Here is a 17,875-nt window from a genome sequence, read left to right on the forward strand (position 1 = left end):
GGACACCGAACAAAGCCGTTCGATCCGTTGCCGCACCTCCTCCCGCGGCGACCGATTGAGCGGCTTTTTTTCATTTTCCGCGCCCCGAGGGGCCAACTGGACAGGGACGACATGAAACGCATCGCACTGCTTCTCGCCGCCACCACGTGCCTCGCGGGCCCCGCGCTCGCCTTCGACGTCGAAAAGGACGAGCTCACCCTCGGCTTCATCAAGCTGACCGACATGGCGCCACTGGCCATCGCCAAAGAGAAGGGCTTCTTCGAGGACGAGGGGCTTTACGTCACCCTCGAGGCGCAGTCGAACTGGAAGGTGCTGCTCGACCGGGTGATCTCGGGCGAGCTTGACGGCGCGCACATGCTGGCCGGTCAGCCGATCGCCGCCACCATCGGCTATGGCACCAAGGGCAGCATCATCACCCCCTTCTCGATGGACCTGAACGGCAACGGCATCACCGTGTCGAACGAGGTCTGGGAGATGATGAAGCCGAACCTGAAGCTCGACGCCGAGGGCCGGCCGCTGCACCCGATCTCGGCCGCCGCGCTGAAGCCGGTGATCGAGACGTTCAAGGCCGCGGGCAGGCCCTTCAACATGGGCATGGTGTTCCCGGTCTCGACCCACAATTACGAACTGCGCTACTGGCTCGCCGCGGGCGGCATCGACCCGGGCCTCTACAGCCCCGATGACGTCTCGGGCCAGATCGGCGCCGAGGCGCTGCTCTCCGTCACCCCGCCGCCGCAGATGCCGGCGACGCTCGAGGCCGGCACGATCTCGGGCTATTGCGTGGGCGAGCCGTGGAACCAGGCTGCCGTCTTCAAGGGCATCGGCGTGCCGGTCGTGACCGATTACGAGATCTGGAAGAACAATCCCGAGAAGGTCTTCGGCATCACCGAGGCCTTCAACGAGGAGAACCCCGAGACGGTGAAGGCGCTGACCCGCGCGCTGATCCGGGCGGGCGAATGGCTCGATGCCGACAACGGCGCCCATCGCGCCGAGGCGGTCGAGATCCTCAGCCGCCCGGAATATGTCGGCGCCGACAAGGCGGTGATCGCGAACTCGATGACCGGCACGTTTGAGTATGAGAAGGGCGACACCCGCGACGTGCCCGATTTCAACGTCTTCTTCCGCTACAACGCGACCTATCCCTATTACTCGGACGCGGTGTGGTATCTGACGCAGATGCGCCGCTGGGGCCAGATCCCCGAGGCGCATCCGGATGCCTGGTATGACGAGACGGCGAAGGCGGTCTATCGCCCCGACATCTACAAGGCCGCGGCGCAGTCGCTGATCGACGACGGCACGTTGCCGGCCGCGGACTTCGATCTTGATGCGGACGGCTACCGCGAGCCCACCCCGGGCGCGGACGTGATCGACGGCATCGGCTTCGATGCCCATGCGCCGAACGCCTATATCGACAGCCTGCCGATCGGCCTGAAGGACGACCAGACGGTCGTCGGCGGCCAGGTCGTCACCAACTGAGCGGGCGGGGTCCCACCCCCGTTCCCTGTTCCCCGCCATGACAGCCAGGAAACCCGACATGACCGCGATCGACCCCACCGCGCCCACCCCCGCCCTCGATGCGGCCCGCGACGCCCGGCGCGCCCGCCGCTTCGCCCGGATCAGCAAGCTCGACAGCTGGTTCAAGGTTCTCGGCCTGCCCTGGCTGACGCCGATCCTGCGCCTTGCCGCGGGCGACACCCCGCGCGCCCAGCTGCGCGAGATCTGGCGGCTACTCGGCGTGCCGCTGGTGGCGATCGTGCTCTTCCTCGGCATCTGGGCGGCGCTGGCACCGAAGGTGCAGACCTCGCTTGGCGCGATCCCGGGGCCGGCGCAGGTCTGGGACCAGGTCAGGGTGCTGAACGCCGATGCCGCGGCCGAACGCGCGAAGGCCGCCGAGTTCTACGCCCGGCAGGACGAGCGCAACGCCCAGCTGGTGGCCGACGGCAAGGCCGACAAGGTCAAGACCCGCGCCTATACCGGCAAGCCGACCTATTACCAGCAGATCTGGACCTCGATCCAGACGGTGTTCTTCGGCTTCCTGATCGGCACCGCGGTGGCCGTGCCGCTGGGCATCGTCTCGGGCCTGTCGCCCACCGCGAATGCCGCGATCAACCCGCTGGTGCAGGTGTTCAAGCCGGTCTCGCCGCTCGCCTGGCTGCCGATCGTGACGATGATCGTCTCGGCCGTCTATGTCGGCGGCGAGGGCGCGATGCCGAAAAGCTTCATCATCTCGGCCGTCACCGTGACGCTGTGCTCGCTCTGGCCGACGCTGATCAACACCGCGCTTGGCGTCGCCTCGATCGACAAGGACCTGGTGAACGTGTCGAAGGTGCTCAAGCTCGGCCCCTGGACGAAGATCACCCGCCTCGTGCTGCCCTCGGCGCTGCCGCTGATCTTCACCGGGCTGCGGCTGAGCCTCGGCGTGGGCTGGATGGTGCTGATCGCGGCCGAAATGCTGGCGCAGAACCCCGGCCTTGGCAAATTCGTCTGGGACGAGTTCCAGAACGGGTCTTCGCAGTCGCTCGCCCGGATCATGGTCGCCGTCTTCACCATCGGCATCATCGGCTTCCTGCTCGACCGGGTGATGTTCGCGCTGCAGTCGCTCTTCACCTTCTCGAACAACCGGTGAGCGCCATGGCCATTCTCGAGCTGAAGAACGTTTCCAAATCCTACGGCGAGGGCGATGCCGCCACGCATGTTCTGCGCAACATCTCGCTTGCCGTGGAGGACGGGGAATTCCTGGTCATCCTGGGGTTCTCCGGCACCGGCAAGACCACGCTGATCAACCTGATCGCCGGGCTCGAACGGCCCGACCGGGGTGATGTGCTGTTCAAGGGGCACCCGGTTACCGGCCCCGGCCCCGAGCGTGGTCTTGTCTTCCAATCCTACGCGCTGATGCCGTGGCTGACGGTCGAGGGCAACATCGCCCTTGCCGTCGAGGCGGTGCACCGCAAGGCCTCAAAGGCCGAGCGCGCGCGGATCGTCGCCGAGGCGATCCGCATGGTGGGCCTGGCGCACGCCACCGACCGCCGCCCGGCGGAACTCTCGGGCGGCATGCGCCAGCGCGTCGCCGTGGCGCGCGCGCTGGCGATGAAGCCCGAGGTTCTGCTGATGGACGAGCCGCTCTCGGCGCTCGATGCACTCACCCGCGCCAATGTCGCGACCGAAATCGAGCAGATCTGGGAGGCTGACCGCCGCACCGCGATCCTGATCACCAACGACGTCGACGAGGCGCTGGTTCTGGCCGACCGCATCGTCTGCCTCAACCCCGACGGCACGCTGGGCGACGTCTTCAAGGTCGACCTCGCCCGCCCGCGCGACCGCGCCGCGATGAACGAGGATGCGCGCTTCATGCAGCTGCGCGCCGCCGTCACCAGCTATCTGATGGACGTGGGCATCTCGGCCAAGACCGAGGAGACCCGCCGCCTGCCGAACGTCACGCCACGCCACGCCCTGCTGCCGCGCGCCTATGAGACTGCGGCGGCCGGCACGAGTCTTGCCGACGAGCGCTATCTGCAGTTCTCGCAGCTGCACAAGATCTATGCCACGCCGAAGGGCCCGCTGACCGTGGTCGAGGATTTCAACCTCACCGTGAAGAAGGGCGAGTTCATCTCGCTGATCGGTCACTCGGGCTGCGGCAAGTCGACGGTGCTGACGATGACCGCCGGGCTCAACAGCATCTCGAAGGGCGCGATCAAGCTGGACGGTATCCACGTCGAGGGCGCCGACCCGGAGCGCGCCGTGGTGTTCCAGTCGCCCAACCTCTTCCCCTGGCTCACCGCCAAGGAGAATGTCGCGATCGGCGTCGACAAGGTCTATCCCAAGGCCAGCCAGGCCGAGCGGCAGGAGGTGGTCGAATATTACCTCGAACGGGTCGGGCTGGCCGACAGCATGGACAAGCCTGCGTCAAGCATGTCGAACGGCATGCGGCAGCGGGTGGGCATCGCCCGCGCCTTCGCGCTCAGCCCGAAACTGCTGCTGTTGGACGAGCCCTTCGGCATGCTCGACAGCCTCACCCGCTGGGAGCTGCAGGAGGTGCTGATGGAGGTCTGGTCGCGCACCAACGTCACCGCGATCTGCGTCACCCATGACGTCGACGAGGCGATCCTGCTCGCCGATCGGGTGGTGATGATGACGAACGGGCCGCGCGCCACGATCGGCAAGATCACCGAGATCAGGCTGCCCCGCCCACGCACGCGCAAGGCGCTGCTCGATCACCCCGATTACTATGGCTACCGCCAGGACGTGCTCGATTTCCTCGAGGAATACGAGCATGGCGCGACCAAGAAGGATGCCGCGTGATGACCGGGCGGCTGGTGGTGATCGGCGCCGGCATGGCCTCGGGGCGGATGCTCGAGCACCTCTTCGACGAGGCGCCGGGCCACTGGGAGGTGACCCTCTTCAACGCCGAGCCGCGCGGCACTTACAACCGCATCCTGCTGAGCCCGGTGCTGTCGGGCGAGAAGCGCTTTGACGAGATCGTCACCCATGATGCCGACTGGTATGCCCGCGCCGGCGTCACCTGCCGCTTCGGCGAGCGGGTGACGGCGATCGACACCGCGGCCCGCGTGGTCACCGGCGAGAAGGGCGCGGTGCCCTATGACCGGCTGGTGATCGCCACCGGCTCGACCCCGTTCATCGTGCCGCTGCCCGGCCGCGACCTGAAGGGCGTGATCGCCTATCGCGATTTCGAGGATACCTCGGCGATGATCGCGGCGGCCGAGACGGGCGGGCGCGCGGTGGTGATCGGCGGCGGCCTGCTTGGCCTCGAGGCTGCGGCGGGGCTTGCCACCCGCGGCATGGCGGTCACCGTCATCCATATCGCGCCGCATCTGATGGAGCGGCAGCTCGACCCCGAGGCGGGACGGCTGCTGCAGGCCGATCTCGAGGCGCGCGGCATCCGCGTGCTGTGCGCCGCGCAGTCCGAGGAGATCCTCGGCGAGGGGGGCGTGGTGCGGGCGCTGCGGCTGACCGACGGCACCGAGATCGCCTGCGACATCCTGGTGATGGCGGTCGGCATCCGCCCGAACATCGCGCTGGCGCAGGCGGCGGGTCTGGCGTGCAACCGCGGCATCGTGGTGAACGACCGGATGGAGACCTCGGCCCCCGGGGTGCTGGCGCTTGGCGAATGCGTCGAACACGACGGCGCGCTCTTCGGCCTTGTCGCGCCGCTTTACGATCAGGCGCAGGTCGCGGCGGCGACGCTTTCCGGGCGCGAGGCCTGCTTCGTGCCGCGCGAGGTCTCGACCAAGCTCAAGGTGACGGGCTGCGACCTGTTCTCGGCGGGCGATTTCACCGCCGGCCCCGGGCGCGAGGAGATCATCCTGCGCGACCCCGCCCGCGCCGTCTACAAGCGGCTGATCCTCGAAGGCGACCGGCTGATCGGCGCCGTGATGTATGGCGATACCGCCGAGGGCAGCTGGTTCTTCAACCTGATCCGCGCGGGCGGCGACGTTTCCGCCTTCCGCGACACCGTGATCTTCGGCCCGGCCTTTCAGGACGCGGCCCCAGCCCTGCGGAGTGCCGCCTGATGACCTCGCCCGCGCCCCCCCCCCGCCGCGCCCGCACCGCCCGGCTTGATCCCGAGACCGCGATCCGCACCACCTGCCCCTATTGCGGCGTCGGCTGCGGCGTGCTGCTGGGCCGCGACGGCGCGGGCCGGATCGCGGTGAAGGGCGACCCCGACCACCCGGCGAATTTCGGCCGGCTGTGCTCGAAGGGCACGGCGCTGGCCGAGACGCTCGACCTTGACGACCGGCTGCGCACGCCGCGGGTGCTCGGCCATGAAACCGGCTGGGACACCGCGCTTGATCTGGTGGCGGCCCGCTTTTCCGAGGTGATCCGCGAACACGGCCCCGATGCGGTCGCCTTCTACGTCTCGGGTCAGCTGCTGAGCGAGGATTACTACGTCGCCAACAAACTGATGAAGGGCTTCATCGGATCGGCCAATATCGACACCAATTCGCGGCTGTGCATGGCCTCCTCGGTCGCGGGCCACCGCCGCGCCTTCGGCACCGACACCGTGCCCGGGCTTTATACCGACCTCGAAGAGGCGGATCTGGTGGTGCTGACCGGCTCGAACCTCGCGTGGTGCCACCCGGTGCTCTATCAGCGCCTCGTCGCGGCCAAGGCCGCGCGGCCCCAGATGCGGGTGGTGGTGATCGACCCGCGCCGCACCGCAAGCTGTGACATCGCCGACCTGCATCTGGCCGTGGCACCGGGTGGCGATGCGGCGATTTTCAACGCCCTGCTGGCCGAGATCGACCGGCGCAGCGCGACCGACACGGCCTTCCTGCGCAACGTCACCGGCTATGCCGAGGCGCTTGCCGCCGCGCAGACCTCGGACCGGGCCGCGAGCGGGCTGAGCCCCGCCGAGCTGGAGGCCTTTTGCGATCTGTGGATCGGCACGCCGAAGGTGGTCACCGTCTACAGTCAGGGCATCAACCAGTCGTCTTCGGGCACCGACAAGGTGAACGCGATCCTCAATTGCCACCTTGCCACCGGGCGGATCGGGCAGCCCGGCATGGGCCCCTTCTCGGTCACCGGCCAGCCCAACGCCATGGGCGGGCGCGAGGTCGGCGGGCTTGCCAACATGCTGGCGTGCCACCTCGACCTCGGGGCCCCCGCGCATCGCGCTGCCGTTCAGGCCTTCTGGGACGCGCCGGCGATGCCCGAGCGCGCCGGGCTGAAGGCGGTCGAGATGTTTCGCGCGCTTGGCGAGGGACGGATCAAGGCGATCTGGATCATCCACACCAACCCCGTCGTCTCGATGCCCGAGGCAGATGCGGTGCGCGCCGCGCTGGAAGGCGCCGAATTCGTCGTCGTCTCGGACATCACCGGGTGCACCGACACCGCCCGACTCGCCCATGTGCTGCTGCCCGCCGCCGCATGGGCCGAGAAGGACGGCACCGTCACCAATTCCGAGCGCTGCATCAGCCGCCAGCGCGCCGCCCTGCCCGCCCCCGGCAGCGCCCGGCCGGACTGGGAAATCCTTGCCGAGGTCGGGCGCCGCATGGGCTGGCCCGCGGCGTTTGGCTGGTCCTCGGCCGCCGAGGTCTTTGCCGAATATGCGGCGCTGTCGGGCGTGGCCGGGTCGCTTGGGTCCGATTTCGACATCTCCGACCTCGCCGGGATTGATGCCGCCGATTATGACACGCTTGCCCCCTTCGTCTGGCCGCGCAATGCCCGCAAGAGCGGCGGGCGCTTCTTCGGCGATGGCCGCTTTCACACCCCCGACGGCAAGGGGCGGATGCTGCCCGTCACGCCGCGCGGGCCCGAAAGCCGGCCAAGCGCCGCCTTCCCGTTCCGGCTGAACACCGGCCGCACCCGCGACCAGTGGCACACGATGACCCGCACCGCCAAGGCGCCGCGGCTGAACCAGCATCTGGGCGAGCCCTACTGCGAGATCCACCCCGAGGACGCCACCCGGCTTGGCCTTGGCGCGGGCGATCTGGTGCGGCTGCACAACCCGCTCGGTGCGGTGATCGCGCGCGCCGCGATCTCGGACGCGGTGCGCCCGGGCGAGGTCTTCGTGCCGATGCACTGGACCGCGGAAACCGCCTCGGCCGCGCGCATCGACACGCTGGTGCGGGCGGTGACCGACCCCATCTCGGGCCAGCCCGAAAGCAAGGGCTCGGTCGTCGCGATCGAGCGCTTCGCGGCAGGCTGGCATGGGTTCGCGGTGAGCGGCGAGATCCGACCCGAGCCCGAGGCGCCCTACTGGACGCGACTGCGCTCGGCCAGTGGCTGGCAGATGGAGCTCGCCGGCAGCGACCCCGCCCCCGACTGGGAGGCGCTGGCGCGGCGGATGTTCGGCCTGCCCGGCGCCACCGCCGCCACCGTCACCGACGCGGCGCGCGGCACGGTCCGCATCGCGCTGCATGAAGAGGGCGTGCTGCGCGCGGCGCTGTTCATCTCGCCCCGCCCGATCGCGGTGGCGCGCAGCCATGTCGTGGCGGCCGTGGGCGGGCCCGACGCGGTGCGGGTTCTGGCCGGCCGCCCCGGCGCCGACGCGCCCGACCCGGGGCCTACCGTCTGCGCCTGCCTGAACGTCGGGCTGAACCAGATCTGCGCCGCGATCACCTCGGGTCAGGCGAGCAGCGTCGAGGCGATCGGCGCGGCGCTTGGTGCGGGCACGTCGTGCGGCTCGTGCCGGCCCGAACTTGCGGCGCTGCTCGCCCGCTTCGGCACCAAGGGGGCGGCGGCCTGAGCCGCTAGAGATAGCTGCGCACCAGCGCCCCCGAGACCAGAACCCAGCCGTTCGCCACCACGAAGAAGGCAAGCTTGAAGGGCAGCGCCACCGCGGCGGGCGGCACCATCATCATCCCCATCGACATCAGGATCGCCGAGACCACGAGGTCGATGACGAGGAAGGGCAGATAGACGAGAAAGCCGATCTCGAAGGCTCGGGTGATCTCGGACAGCATGAAGGCCGGCACCAGGGTGGAGAGCGGCGCCGCCTTCAGTTCGCCCGCGAAGGGGGTGCCGTCGCGCAGCCCCGACAGCTGGGCGAAAGTGTCGGGGTTGACCCGCCCCGCCATGAAGCCGCGAAACGGCGCCACGCCGCGCTCGAACGCGGTGGCAAGGTCGATCGTGCCGTCGAGGAGCGGGCTGATGCCGGCGTTCCAGCTTTCGGTGAAGGTCGGTTCCATGATGAACCAGCTCAGGAACAGCGCGAGGCTGACGATCAGCATGTTCGGCGGCGACTGCTGCAGCCCCATCGCCTGACGCAGGATCGACAGCACGGTGACCACGAAGGGAAAGCAGGTCACCATGATCGCCAGCCCCGGCGCGATGCTGAGCAGGGTGATCCCCGCGATCATCAGCATCGAGCGGCCGGCCAGGCTGTCGCTGCCGCCAAGATCGAGCGAGATCTGCTGCGCCCCGGCGGGCAGCGCGACAAGGCAGATCAGCGCGGCCAGAACCGCGGCGCGGCGCATCGGTCAAAGACCGTTCTGCAGGTCGACCACCTCGGTCAGGCGCACGGCAAGCTGGCCGGCCTGATCGCCCTCGAGCTCGGTCAGCTCGCCGCGCGCAATCAGCTTATCGCCGACATAGAGCTCGACCGGGTCCTCGACCTTGCGGTCGAGCGGCAGGATCGCGTCACGCTTCATCCGCAGCAGATCGCGCACCAGCGGGCGCGCCTTGCCGACCGAGATCGTGATCTCGATCGGGATCTGCGAGAACGGGCTCGCGGCAGGGTCTTGGCGGATCTCATCCATGGTCGGTCTCCTGCAAGGTTGCATCGAAATAGCTGCGGATCGCCTCGGTGATCGCGGCGGTCACCCCGTCGAGGTCGATGCGCGTCTCGGCCTCGGGGAATTTGACGAAGGCCTGGCCATCTCCCAGGCTCGGCTCCTCGGTGAAGGTCAGCGGCAGCGCCACCTCCTGCGGCATCAGCGCGCGCAGCTGCGCAAGGCTTGCGGCGTTCGCGACCACCGTCACCGGCCGGTCGAGCAGCGTGCCGGCAAGCGGCAGAAGCTCGTCCGCGACGATCTGCGGCAGCGCCTCCCTCGCGGCGGCGGGCAACACCTTCGCGGTCATTTCCAGAAGCAGCGGCTGCAACGCGGCCAGAAGGTTGCGCCGCGCCTCAAGGAAGGTGAAGGACATCTCCTGCAGCTGCCGGCCGAGCTGCGTGCGCAGCTTGGCGACCTCGGCATCCTGCGCGGCGATGGCATCGTCCCAGCCGGCGGAATAGCCCTTCTCGAAGGCCGCAAGACGCGCCTCCTCGAACTCGGCCGGCGCGATCTCGATCTGTTGCGGCTCGAGCGCCTCGGTCTCGAAGGTTTCCAGACGGACGGGGTTCTTCATCAGCCGCGCTCCTCCGGTTTCTCCATCCAGCCGCGCAGGATCTCGACCGATTCGGCCTGACGCTGGCCGATCAGCCGCTTCAGCCGGGCGACCGGGTCATCCTCGATCTCGGCCTGCGCATCGAGGGCGGAGGCCATGGCGAAGGGCACCGGCAGGTCGGCCATCGGGAAATCGGACACCACCGACATCTCGGTCGCCGGCATCTCGTCGCCCGCGATCTCGCCGGTCAGGGCCGCCGGCCCGCCCGGCATCGCGGGCACCGGCAGCCCGGCCAGCTGCGGCTGCGCAGGCGTGCGCGGGGCAAGCGCCGGGCGCATCACGAACAGCGCAAGCACCACCGCCACCACGACCAGCGCGGCGATCTGGATCAGCTGCATCACGTCGAGCGACGTGCCACCCAGCATCCCCGCCGTCGCCACCGCGCCGCTTTCGGCGATCGGCTGGAAGGCCATCGAGCGGATGGTGATGACGTCGCCGCGCCCCTCGTCAAAACCCACCGCCGAGGCGACGAGGTCGCGCAGCGCGGCAATCTCGTCCTCCGAACGCGGCACCACCGAGACCTGCCCGTTCGCGTCCTTGCCCTCGGTGCCGTCGACCAGCACCGCCACGGTGATCCGCTTGACGTCGCCGGGATTGCGCACCACCTCGCGCGTGGTTTCCGACAGGTCGTAATTCGTCCGTTCGCGCGTCTCGTTGCCCTGCCGCTGCGAGCTGCCGCCATTCGCCCCCTGCCCGTCGGGCAGGTTCGAGGCGACCGAGACGCCGCCGGTCTTGCTCTCGTCGGCCTTGTTCGAGCTTTCGGAGGTGTCGGTCGAGATCATCGTGCGGCTGGTCGGGTCGATGCGCCGCTCGGTGATCGCCTCGCGCTCGGTCACCGTCTCGACCGCGACCTCGACCACCGCATTGCCATAGCCGACCCGCGCCTCGAGCAGCCGCTCGATGTTGCGGCGCAGCGTCTCGGCCCGGTCGGTGCCCGAGGCGGCGGGGCTCTCGTCGCCCGCCGCGACCAGCCCGCTTGCCGTGTCGATCACCGAGACGTCGTCGGGCGTCATTCCGGCCACGGCCGAGGACACAAGATATTTCAGCGCCTTGGCCTGCGGCGGCGACAGCCCGCCGGCGTTCGTGGTGACCGTCACCGAGGCCGTGGGGCGATTCTGCGCGCGAAAGGACACGCCCGAAGGCGGCGCGATATGCACCCGCGCCGCGCGGATCGCCGGATTGGCAAGGATGGTGCGCGCCAGCTCGCCTTCCTTGGCGCGCCAATAGGCGGCGTCGAACATCTGCGAGGTGGTGCCGAAGCCCGAGAGCGAATCGAGCAGCTCATAGCCCGCGCCGCCGGTCGCGGGCAGCCCCTCGGCCGCAAGCGTCATCCGCAGCTCGTCGCGCTTCGGCGCCTCGACATAGATCGAATCGCCGCGCACCTCGTATTTCGCCGCGCGCTGGTCCAGCGCCGAGATCACCTCACCCGCCTTCGCGCCATCGAGCCCGGCATAAAGCAACGCCATGTCGGGCCGCGCGGCAAGGCTGGACAGGGCCAGGACCGCCGCAAAGACGAAGGCCGTTGCCCCCACCACGATGATCCGGCGACGCGTGTCGAGGGCACTCCATACCGTCGTCAACTGTTGCAACACCAAGCCTCCACGCGAGCGGACGTCTGCCCCGTCGTCCCGGGCATCTTTCGCCGATCGCCCTTAACAATCGGTTAGTCGACTCGGGGCTATAGGTGGGGCGACGAAGAAATCGGTGACGCCATGGCGCAGACACAGACAGAGCCGGAAGCGGCCCCCTCCAAGAGCTTGAAACTGCCGCTGATTCTCGGCCTTGCGCTGATGATCGCCGGCGGCGGGGCCAGCTTTGCGGCACTCTATCTCGGGCTGATCCCGCTCGGCCATGCGCCGGCACCGAGCGCAGCCACGGGGCCCGATGCGCTGCCCGACATCGCCTATGTGGCGCTTGATCCGATGGTGATCTCGCTCTCGGATCCGGCGGCGCGACACCTGCGCTTTTCGGCGCAGATCGAGGTGCCGGCGGCCTATCAGAAGGACGTGGAGCTCCTGAAGCCGCGGGTGGTCGACGTGCTCAACGGCTATCTGCGGGCCGTCGACCTGCACGACCTCGAAGATCCCGCCGCGCTGATCCGGCTGCGCGCGCAGATGCTGCGCCGGGTGCAGATCGTGTGCGGAGAGGACCGCGTGCGCGACCTGCTGATCATGGAATTCGTTCTGAACTGAGGAGAGCCCGATGCAACTGATTGCCGATCTTCTGGCCGGGCTCGGCGCGCTTGGGGCGGCGGTCTATTGCCTTGTGCTGTCGCGCCGGCTGAAGCGCTTCAATCAGCTCGAGAACGGCATGGGCGGGGCGATTGCGGTGCTGTCTGCCCAGGTCGACGACATGACGAAGGCGCTGAACCGGGCGCAATCCACCGCCGCGCTCTCGGCCGAGCAGCTGACGGCGCTGACCGAGCGCGCCGAGCAGGGGGCCGAGCGGCTCGAGCTGATGCTGGCCGCGCTGCATGACCTGCCCGAGGCGGAAACCGACCCGCGCCGCCACCGCGTGCTGCGCCGCCGGCCGCGCAGCACGGACATGGAGGCGGCGGAATGAAACCGCCCGCCCCGCGCACACCGCGCCGGCGCTGGCGCCCGGGCCGCTCGCTGCTGCCGCTGATCGCGGCGGCCTTCGCGCTGGCGGCGGTGCTGCGGATCGGCGACGGCATCGGGCTCGCCCTGGCGCTCGACACCCGAAGCGGCGCCTCGCCCGCGACCTGCCCCGACCCCGCCGCGAATGCCGCGCTGTTGCGTGCGCTCGAGGACCGCGAGCAGAAGCTTGCCCTGCGCGAGGGCATCATCGCCGACCGCGCGCAGGCGCTGCGACTGGCCGAAGCGCGCATCGACGAGCGTCTGGCCACCCTGATCGCGGCCGAGGACGCGTTGTCGAAGACCGTGGCGGTGGCCGATTCCGGCGCGGATGCGGATGTTTCGCGCCTGGTCACCGTCTACGAGAACATGAAACCCAAGGAGGCGGCGCCGCTGTTCGAGGCGATGGCGCCCGAATTCGCGGCGGGCTTCCTGGCCCGGATGCGGCCCGAACAGGCCGCCGCCGTCCTTGCCAATCTGACGCCGGAGGTCGGCTATTCGATCAGCGTCATCATGGCCGGCAGGAACGCCGGTGCCCCCGGCCGCTAAAGCGCGGCCAAGATCAATCCTCCCGTGCGGAACGCCGGGCGAGCTGTGGAGAAAGATGAATGGTCGGCATTGTCGGGATGATCGTCATCTTCGTGATGGTGTTCGGGGGCTTTGTCGCCGCGGGCGGCAAGATCGGCATCATCCTGAAGGCGCTGCCCTTCGAGATGATCATGATCGGTGGCGCCGCGGCGGGCTCGTTCCTGCTGTCGAACGATCTGGCCGCGGTCAAGCGGACGCTGCGCGACATGGGCAAGGTGTTCAAGGGACCGATCTGGCAGCCCGCCGATTACCGTGACCTGCTGTGCCTGCTGTTCGAACTGATCCGTCTGGTGCGGCAGAATCCGGTGGCGATCGAGGAACATATCGAGGCGCCGCAAAGCTCCTCGATTTTCCAGAAATATCCGAAAATCCTGAAGGATCACGAGGCGATCGAGATGATCTGCGACACGATGCGCGCCGCCTCGATGAATTACGACGACCCGCATCAGGTCGAGGAGATCCTCGACAAGCAGCTCGAGGCCAATTACGAACACGCGATGCACTCGAGCCACGCGATCCAGACCGTGGCCGACGCGATGCCCGCGCTCGGCATCGTCGCTGCGGTTCTGGGCGTCATCAAGACCATGGCGGCAATCGACCAGCCGCCCGAGATTCTCGGCCACATGATCGGCGGCGCATTGGTCGGCACCTTCCTCGGCGTCTTCCTCGCCTATGGCTTCGTCGGCCCCTTCGCCAGCCGCATCGGCGCGGTGATCGAGGAGGACAGCCATTTCTACAAGCTGATCCGGGAGGTTCTGGTCGCCAATCTCTACAACCACGCGACCAATATCTGCATCGAGGTCGGCCGGCAGAACACACCCCATCACATCCGCCCGAGCTTTTCCGAACTGGAAGAGGCGCTGCGGACGGTGAAGGCGGAGGCGGCATGAGGATCGGGCAGATCCTTGCCGCCGGCGCACTGATCTGCGCGGCGGGCACAGCGCAGGCACAGCAGGTCACCGTGCGATCGGGCGAGCATGACGGCTTCTCGCGCCTCGTCTTCATGCTGCCCCCCGGCACCGACTGGCAGTTGAGCGAGGGCGTGGGTGCGCTCACCCTGCGCACCCCGGGCGAAAGCTTCGGCTATGACACCGCGGGGGTCTTCCGGCTGATCCCGCGCACCCGGATCACCGGGGTTGCGCCGCAGGCCGAGGGGCTGCGCATCGCCACCGCGCCCGGCACGGTGCACGAGGCGTTCCAGCTTGCCTCGGGGGCCGTGGTGCTCGACATCCTCGATGCGCCCGCGCTGCCGATGCCCGCCAGTGGCCCCCGTGCCGCGACCAGCACGCCGCTGCGCCTTGACCATCTCGAGACCTACTGGCGCAATCGTGCCATCCCCGCACCCGCCGGGGCGGAGCCAACCGGGGCGGGCGACCTGCGGCCCGGCTTTGCGCCACCTGACCCGCGCGTGCGCGAGGCGGAAACCGAGCTGCTCGCGCAGCTCAGCCGCGCCGCCTCGCAAGGCGTGATCAGCGCCTTCGTCGCCCCGAAGGCGGAGGCGCCCGCGCCGCTGCCGCCGGACGCCGCCCCGCCCGAGGGCGCCGCCCCGCATCTGGCGATCGAATCGCAGACGGTCTTCGATCGCGACATGCTCGGCAACGGCCCCGCGCCACAGCTGCTGGCAAACGGGCTGCGCTGCCTGCCGGACCGGCTTTTCGCGGTGGAAAGCTGGGTTTCCGACGCCCCCGCGGGCGTGCAGATCGCGACGGCGCGGCAGGGGCTGGTGGGCGAGTTCGACCGCCCCGACACTGCCGCGGTCGAGCGGCTTGCACACACCTATCTCGGCCTTGGCTTCGGCACCGAAGCCCGCGCCACGCTGCGCGGCTTCGGCCTTGGAACGCCGTCCGCCGGCGCGATCGCCTATGTCGCGGCGGTGCTCGACGACCTGCCGGTGCCCGACTCGCCGATCTCGCGCATGGCCGCCTGCCACGGCAAGGTCGCGCTCTGGGCCCTGCTCGGGCGCGACGATGCGGAGGGCGAGGCGCCGAACCTTGCCGCCGTGCGGCGCAGCTTCTCGGCGCTGCCGCTGCCGATCCGCAAGATCGTCGGGCCCGAGCTGGTGCGCCGGCTGCTTGCGCTTGGCGCCGACAGCGACGCGCGCGAGATCGGCTCGATGCTTGCCCGCGGGGTCGCGCCCGGCGATCCGGCGCTCGGCCTGATCGACGCGCGGATCGACATCGCCCGCGGCGAACCGGCGCAGGCCGAGCCGGTTCTGGCCGGGATGATCGACCGCAACAGCGCCGATGCGGCGCAGGCGCTGGTCCTGCTGATCGATTCCCGGATCGCGCGCGGCGAGCCGGTCGATGCGGCGAATATCGAACTGGCAACCTCGCTTGCCCGCGAATTGCGCGGCTCGCCCGAGGGGGCGCGGCTGTTGCGCGCGCAGATCTTGGGCGAGGGCTCGGTCGGACGGTTTTCCGAGGCCTTCGCCGCGCTCGATGCCTGGCCGGCGCAGGACACGCCCACGCTGCGGCAGGAAACCCGGCGCAGCCTCTGGGAGCTGCTCGCCAAGGTGCCGGACGACCCGCTGTTTCTGGGCCAGCTCCTTGCCCGGCAGGATCAGGTGCCGGAGGATCTGCCGAACCTCGTGCGGCTCCGGATGGCGGACCGGCTGACCGCCGCGGGCCTGACCGGCCCGGTGCGCGATCTGCTGGGCGGGCCGCTTGGCCGCACGCCCGACGGGCGGGTGGCACTCGCCGCCGCCGCCATCGCCGAGCGGGACGGCCCGGCGGCGCTGTCCTATCTCGACACGCTCGACAGCAGCCGCGCCACCGCGCTGAAGGCCCGCGCTCATGCGCTGCTGAACGAACATGCCATCGCGCAGGCGGTCTTTGCCATGGCAGGCGACCTGCCGAATGCAACGGCCGAGGCCTGGCGTGGCGGCGACTGGAGCTTTGTTGCCGCGAACGGCAGCGAGGCCGAACAGGCGCTGGTGCGGCTTTACGACCTGACGGCCGAGGAGCCGACCGCCCCGCCGCCCTCTCCGGCCGATGGGGTCGCGGGGTTCAAGGACCTGATCGCACGCAGCCAAGCCGAGCGCGAGGCCCTGACCCGGCTGCTCGCCGATTTCCCCAACCCCTGAGGCGCCCCGAGCGGGGGCGCCCCGTGTGCGAAAGGCTCAGAACCGCCGCGTCCAGCCGACCGACGCGCTGAACTGGTGCATCTCGAGCTTGACGGTGCCGCCGCCCATCGAGGCCGGCAGCGTGCCCTTGACCGAATTCGACAGCGCATAGCCCACCGAGAAGTCGAGCCGGTCGTTGTCGCTCAGCATCTTCGAGCCGCCGAAGCTGACGTGATCCTCGACGATGCCGGGGGCGAGGATGTTCAGGCTGACGTCCTCGGGGCCGACCGGATTCGTGGCATGGGCATAGCCCACACGCCAGGTCATGTCGGGCGTCTGCTGCCATTCGGCGCCAAGCCGGATCACATCGACGTCGTCCCAGCCAAAGCCCGCACCGCCCGGCGCCCCCATCGGGCCGGCATCGGTCGCATTGCCGACCGCGCCGACGTCGCTGTAGAAGATCCGCGAATAGTCGAGCAGCAGCGTCACGTCCGGGCGCGGGTGATAGGCGAGGCCGGCGGTGATCGAGGCGGGAATATCGAAATCGCCGCCATTCTCGAACAGGTTCGAATAGTCCTTGAGCTTCGACATCTCGAAGCGGGTCTGCGCCGAAAGGCCCAGCGTCAGCTGCGGCGAGGCCTCGTATTGCACGCCCGCCCTGAGACCGACGCCCGTCGAATAATCCGTGTCATTCGCCATCACGCCGAAGGCCGCAAGGCCACGTGCCGAGAAGCTCTGCACCGCGACCGTCGGCGCGATACCCCAGGACAGCCGCCCCATCTTCTGCGCATAGGTCACCGACAGGAACAGCTGGTTCAGGTTCACCCCGGCCTTGCCGCCGCACAGCACGCCCGAGCCGCCGCCGAAATAGCCGCAATTCGGGTTCGCAACCGCCGGATAGGAGGTGTTCATCCCGCCGTTGCCATAGGCCGCGAAGTTCAGCACCGCGCCATTCTGCAACGGCTTGTTGAAGGAGAAGTTCGGCACCAGGAAATACTCATGCCCGCTTTCCACCTTGCCCGGGGCGACGAAGCCGGTCCCCGTGCCCGTGTAGCTGCGCCGCGGCGAGAACACCTGCACGCCCAGGCTGAACTCCTGCCCGACCGAGGCCACCGCGGCGGGGTTGATCGCGCTCGACATCCCGTCCTGGCTGTAGGCGACGCCCGCGCCCGCCACGCCGCGCTGCGCGACGCCGTAGCCCAGGGCAAAATATCCTTCGGTGGCCGAGGCGACTTCCGGCACCAGTGCCGCCACAAGGCACAGCGCCGCCGTTCCCGCGAGGCGGGGTTTCAGGGTGGACTTCATTCAAGCCTCCATGGGCTGGAGTTGGTCAAAATCTTCCGCGTCGCCCCGGTCCGAACCGGAGGCGCCCCGGAAGTGACAGGTTATCCGACGCGCGACATTGCTGCGAAGGATTTGATGAAGGGACCGGCCATCCGCGGGTCCTTGATCATCGCCGTGTAATCGCCGACGTCGAACTTCATCTTGCCGGTGGTATAGGCGACGCCCAGATCCATCATGGTCGGCGGCTTCTTCAGCCACTTGTCCCAATGTTCAGGCGTGCAGCGGATGTCCCAGCTCAGCGGCTCGCCGGCATAGGCGCCGCTCGAGACCACCTTGCCGCCCTCGATCACCATCACGCCCTTCGGCGCCGGGTCGCCCTTGAAGCCATAGGCGATGGTCGACTTGAAGCCGATCTGCTCGAGCGCGCCGGCCAGTGCCGGCTCCTTGTTCCATTCGGCGGCGAAACCGGCCATCCATTCGGGGCTGAAAATCTCGCTCATCT

At 69.1% G+C, this 17,875-nt stretch carries 15 protein-coding genes and 1 pseudogene; 10 read left to right on the forward strand and 6 right to left on the reverse strand.

Features of this window, described 5'->3' with window-relative positions; all coding sequences use genetic code 11:
* Positions 1–111 precede the first annotated feature (111 nt).
* From AC0QTQ_RS18205 to AC0QTQ_RS18225, 5 genes and pseudogenes are all read left to right on the forward strand, one after another.
* Positions 112–1,476, forward strand: coding sequence for a CmpA/NrtA family ABC transporter substrate-binding protein (locus AC0QTQ_RS18205; RefSeq protein WP_480257718.1), 1,365 nt, complete (start codon positions 112–114; stop codon positions 1,474–1,476).
* Between the two features lie 58 nt (positions 1,477–1,534).
* A complete protein-coding gene (locus AC0QTQ_RS18210) occupies positions 1,535–2,626 on the forward strand; it encodes an ABC transporter permease (protein ID WP_480257719.1) in 1,092 nt (363 codons plus the stop codon).
* Positions 2,627–2,631: 5 nt separating this feature from the next.
* Positions 2,632–4,299, forward strand: coding sequence for an ABC transporter ATP-binding protein (locus AC0QTQ_RS18215; RefSeq protein ID WP_480257720.1), 1,668 nt, complete (start codon positions 2,632–2,634; stop codon positions 4,297–4,299).
* Positions 4,299–5,507, forward strand: a pseudogene (locus tag AC0QTQ_RS18220) (NAD(P)/FAD-dependent oxidoreductase); the annotation flags it as partial. The gene AC0QTQ_RS18215 and the pseudogene AC0QTQ_RS18220, both read left to right, overlap by 1 nt.
* 20 nt (positions 5,508–5,527) lie before the next feature.
* On the forward strand, positions 5,528–8,206 hold the full coding sequence (locus AC0QTQ_RS18225; protein ID WP_480257721.1) for a molybdopterin-dependent oxidoreductase: 2,679 nt from the start codon (positions 5,528–5,530) through the stop codon (positions 8,204–8,206).
* Between the two features lie 4 nt (positions 8,207–8,210).
* Here the strand turns inward: AC0QTQ_RS18225 and fliP are convergent, their stop codons facing one another.
* From fliP to fliF, 4 genes are read right to left on the reverse strand one after another with little or no spacing between them, the layout of a single operon-like run.
* Positions 8,211–8,936, reverse strand: a complete 726-nt coding sequence (gene fliP / locus AC0QTQ_RS18230; RefSeq protein WP_480257722.1) for a flagellar type III secretion system pore protein FliP — start codon at positions 8,934–8,936, stop codon at positions 8,211–8,213.
* 3 nt (positions 8,937–8,939) lie between these two features.
* On the reverse strand, positions 8,940–9,218 hold the full coding sequence (locus tag AC0QTQ_RS18235; protein WP_121534074.1) for a FliM/FliN family flagellar motor switch protein: 279 nt from the start codon (positions 9,216–9,218) through the stop codon (positions 8,940–8,942).
* The gene (locus tag AC0QTQ_RS18240; protein ID WP_480257723.1) at positions 9,211–9,807 is read right to left on the reverse strand and encodes a FliH/SctL family protein; all 597 of its coding nucleotides are present in this window, start codon (positions 9,805–9,807) and stop codon (positions 9,211–9,213) included. Before AC0QTQ_RS18240 ends, AC0QTQ_RS18235 begins: the two co-directional genes overlap by 8 nt.
* A complete protein-coding gene (gene fliF / locus AC0QTQ_RS18245; protein WP_480257724.1) occupies positions 9,807–11,435 on the reverse strand; it encodes a flagellar basal-body MS-ring/collar protein FliF in 1,629 nt (542 codons plus the stop codon). The genes AC0QTQ_RS18240 and fliF overlap by 1 nt, the downstream gene beginning before the upstream one ends.
* 123 nt (positions 11,436–11,558) lie before the next feature.
* Here fliF and AC0QTQ_RS18250 point away from each other — a divergent pair, with 123 nt between their 5' ends.
* The 5 genes from AC0QTQ_RS18250 to AC0QTQ_RS18270 are packed head-to-tail and all read left to right on the forward strand — an operon-like array spanning position 11,559 to position 16,110.
* Positions 11,559–12,038: a flagellar basal body-associated FliL family protein gene (locus AC0QTQ_RS18250; protein ID WP_480257725.1), complete on the forward strand. Its 480-nt coding sequence runs from the start codon at positions 11,559–11,561 to the stop codon at positions 12,036–12,038.
* A 10-nt stretch (positions 12,039–12,048) separates the two neighbouring features.
* Positions 12,049–12,408 (forward strand): hypothetical protein, encoded by a 360-nt coding sequence (locus AC0QTQ_RS18255; protein WP_480257727.1) that lies wholly within the window; start codon positions 12,049–12,051, stop codon positions 12,406–12,408.
* A complete protein-coding gene (locus tag AC0QTQ_RS18260) occupies positions 12,405–12,989 on the forward strand; it encodes a MotE family protein (protein WP_480257729.1) in 585 nt (194 codons plus the stop codon). The genes AC0QTQ_RS18255 and AC0QTQ_RS18260 overlap by 4 nt, the downstream gene beginning before the upstream one ends.
* Before the next feature lie 59 nt (positions 12,990–13,048).
* Entirely contained in the window at positions 13,049–13,918 is an 870-nt protein-coding gene (gene motA / locus AC0QTQ_RS18265) for a flagellar motor stator protein MotA (protein WP_480257730.1), read from the forward strand.
* Positions 13,915–16,110, forward strand: a complete 2,196-nt coding sequence (locus tag AC0QTQ_RS18270) for a hypothetical protein (RefSeq protein WP_480257731.1) — start codon at positions 13,915–13,917, stop codon at positions 16,108–16,110. The genes motA and AC0QTQ_RS18270 overlap by 4 nt, the downstream gene beginning before the upstream one ends.
* Positions 16,111–16,146: 36 nt before the next feature.
* On the opposite strand, the gene AC0QTQ_RS18275 is transcribed toward AC0QTQ_RS18270, so the two are convergent.
* Together AC0QTQ_RS18275 and AC0QTQ_RS18280 are read right to left on the reverse strand one after the other, a co-directional pair.
* A complete protein-coding gene (locus AC0QTQ_RS18275) occupies positions 16,147–17,394 on the reverse strand; it encodes an OmpP1/FadL family transporter (protein WP_480257732.1) in 1,248 nt (415 codons plus the stop codon).
* Between the two features lie 80 nt (positions 17,395–17,474).
* Entirely contained in the window at positions 17,475–17,873 is a 399-nt protein-coding gene (locus AC0QTQ_RS18280) for an SCP-2 sterol transfer family protein (protein ID WP_480257733.1), read from the reverse strand.
* Positions 17,874–17,875 lie beyond the last annotated feature (2 nt).

The organism is Paenirhodobacter sp. YD-8 (genome assembly GCF_056590935.1).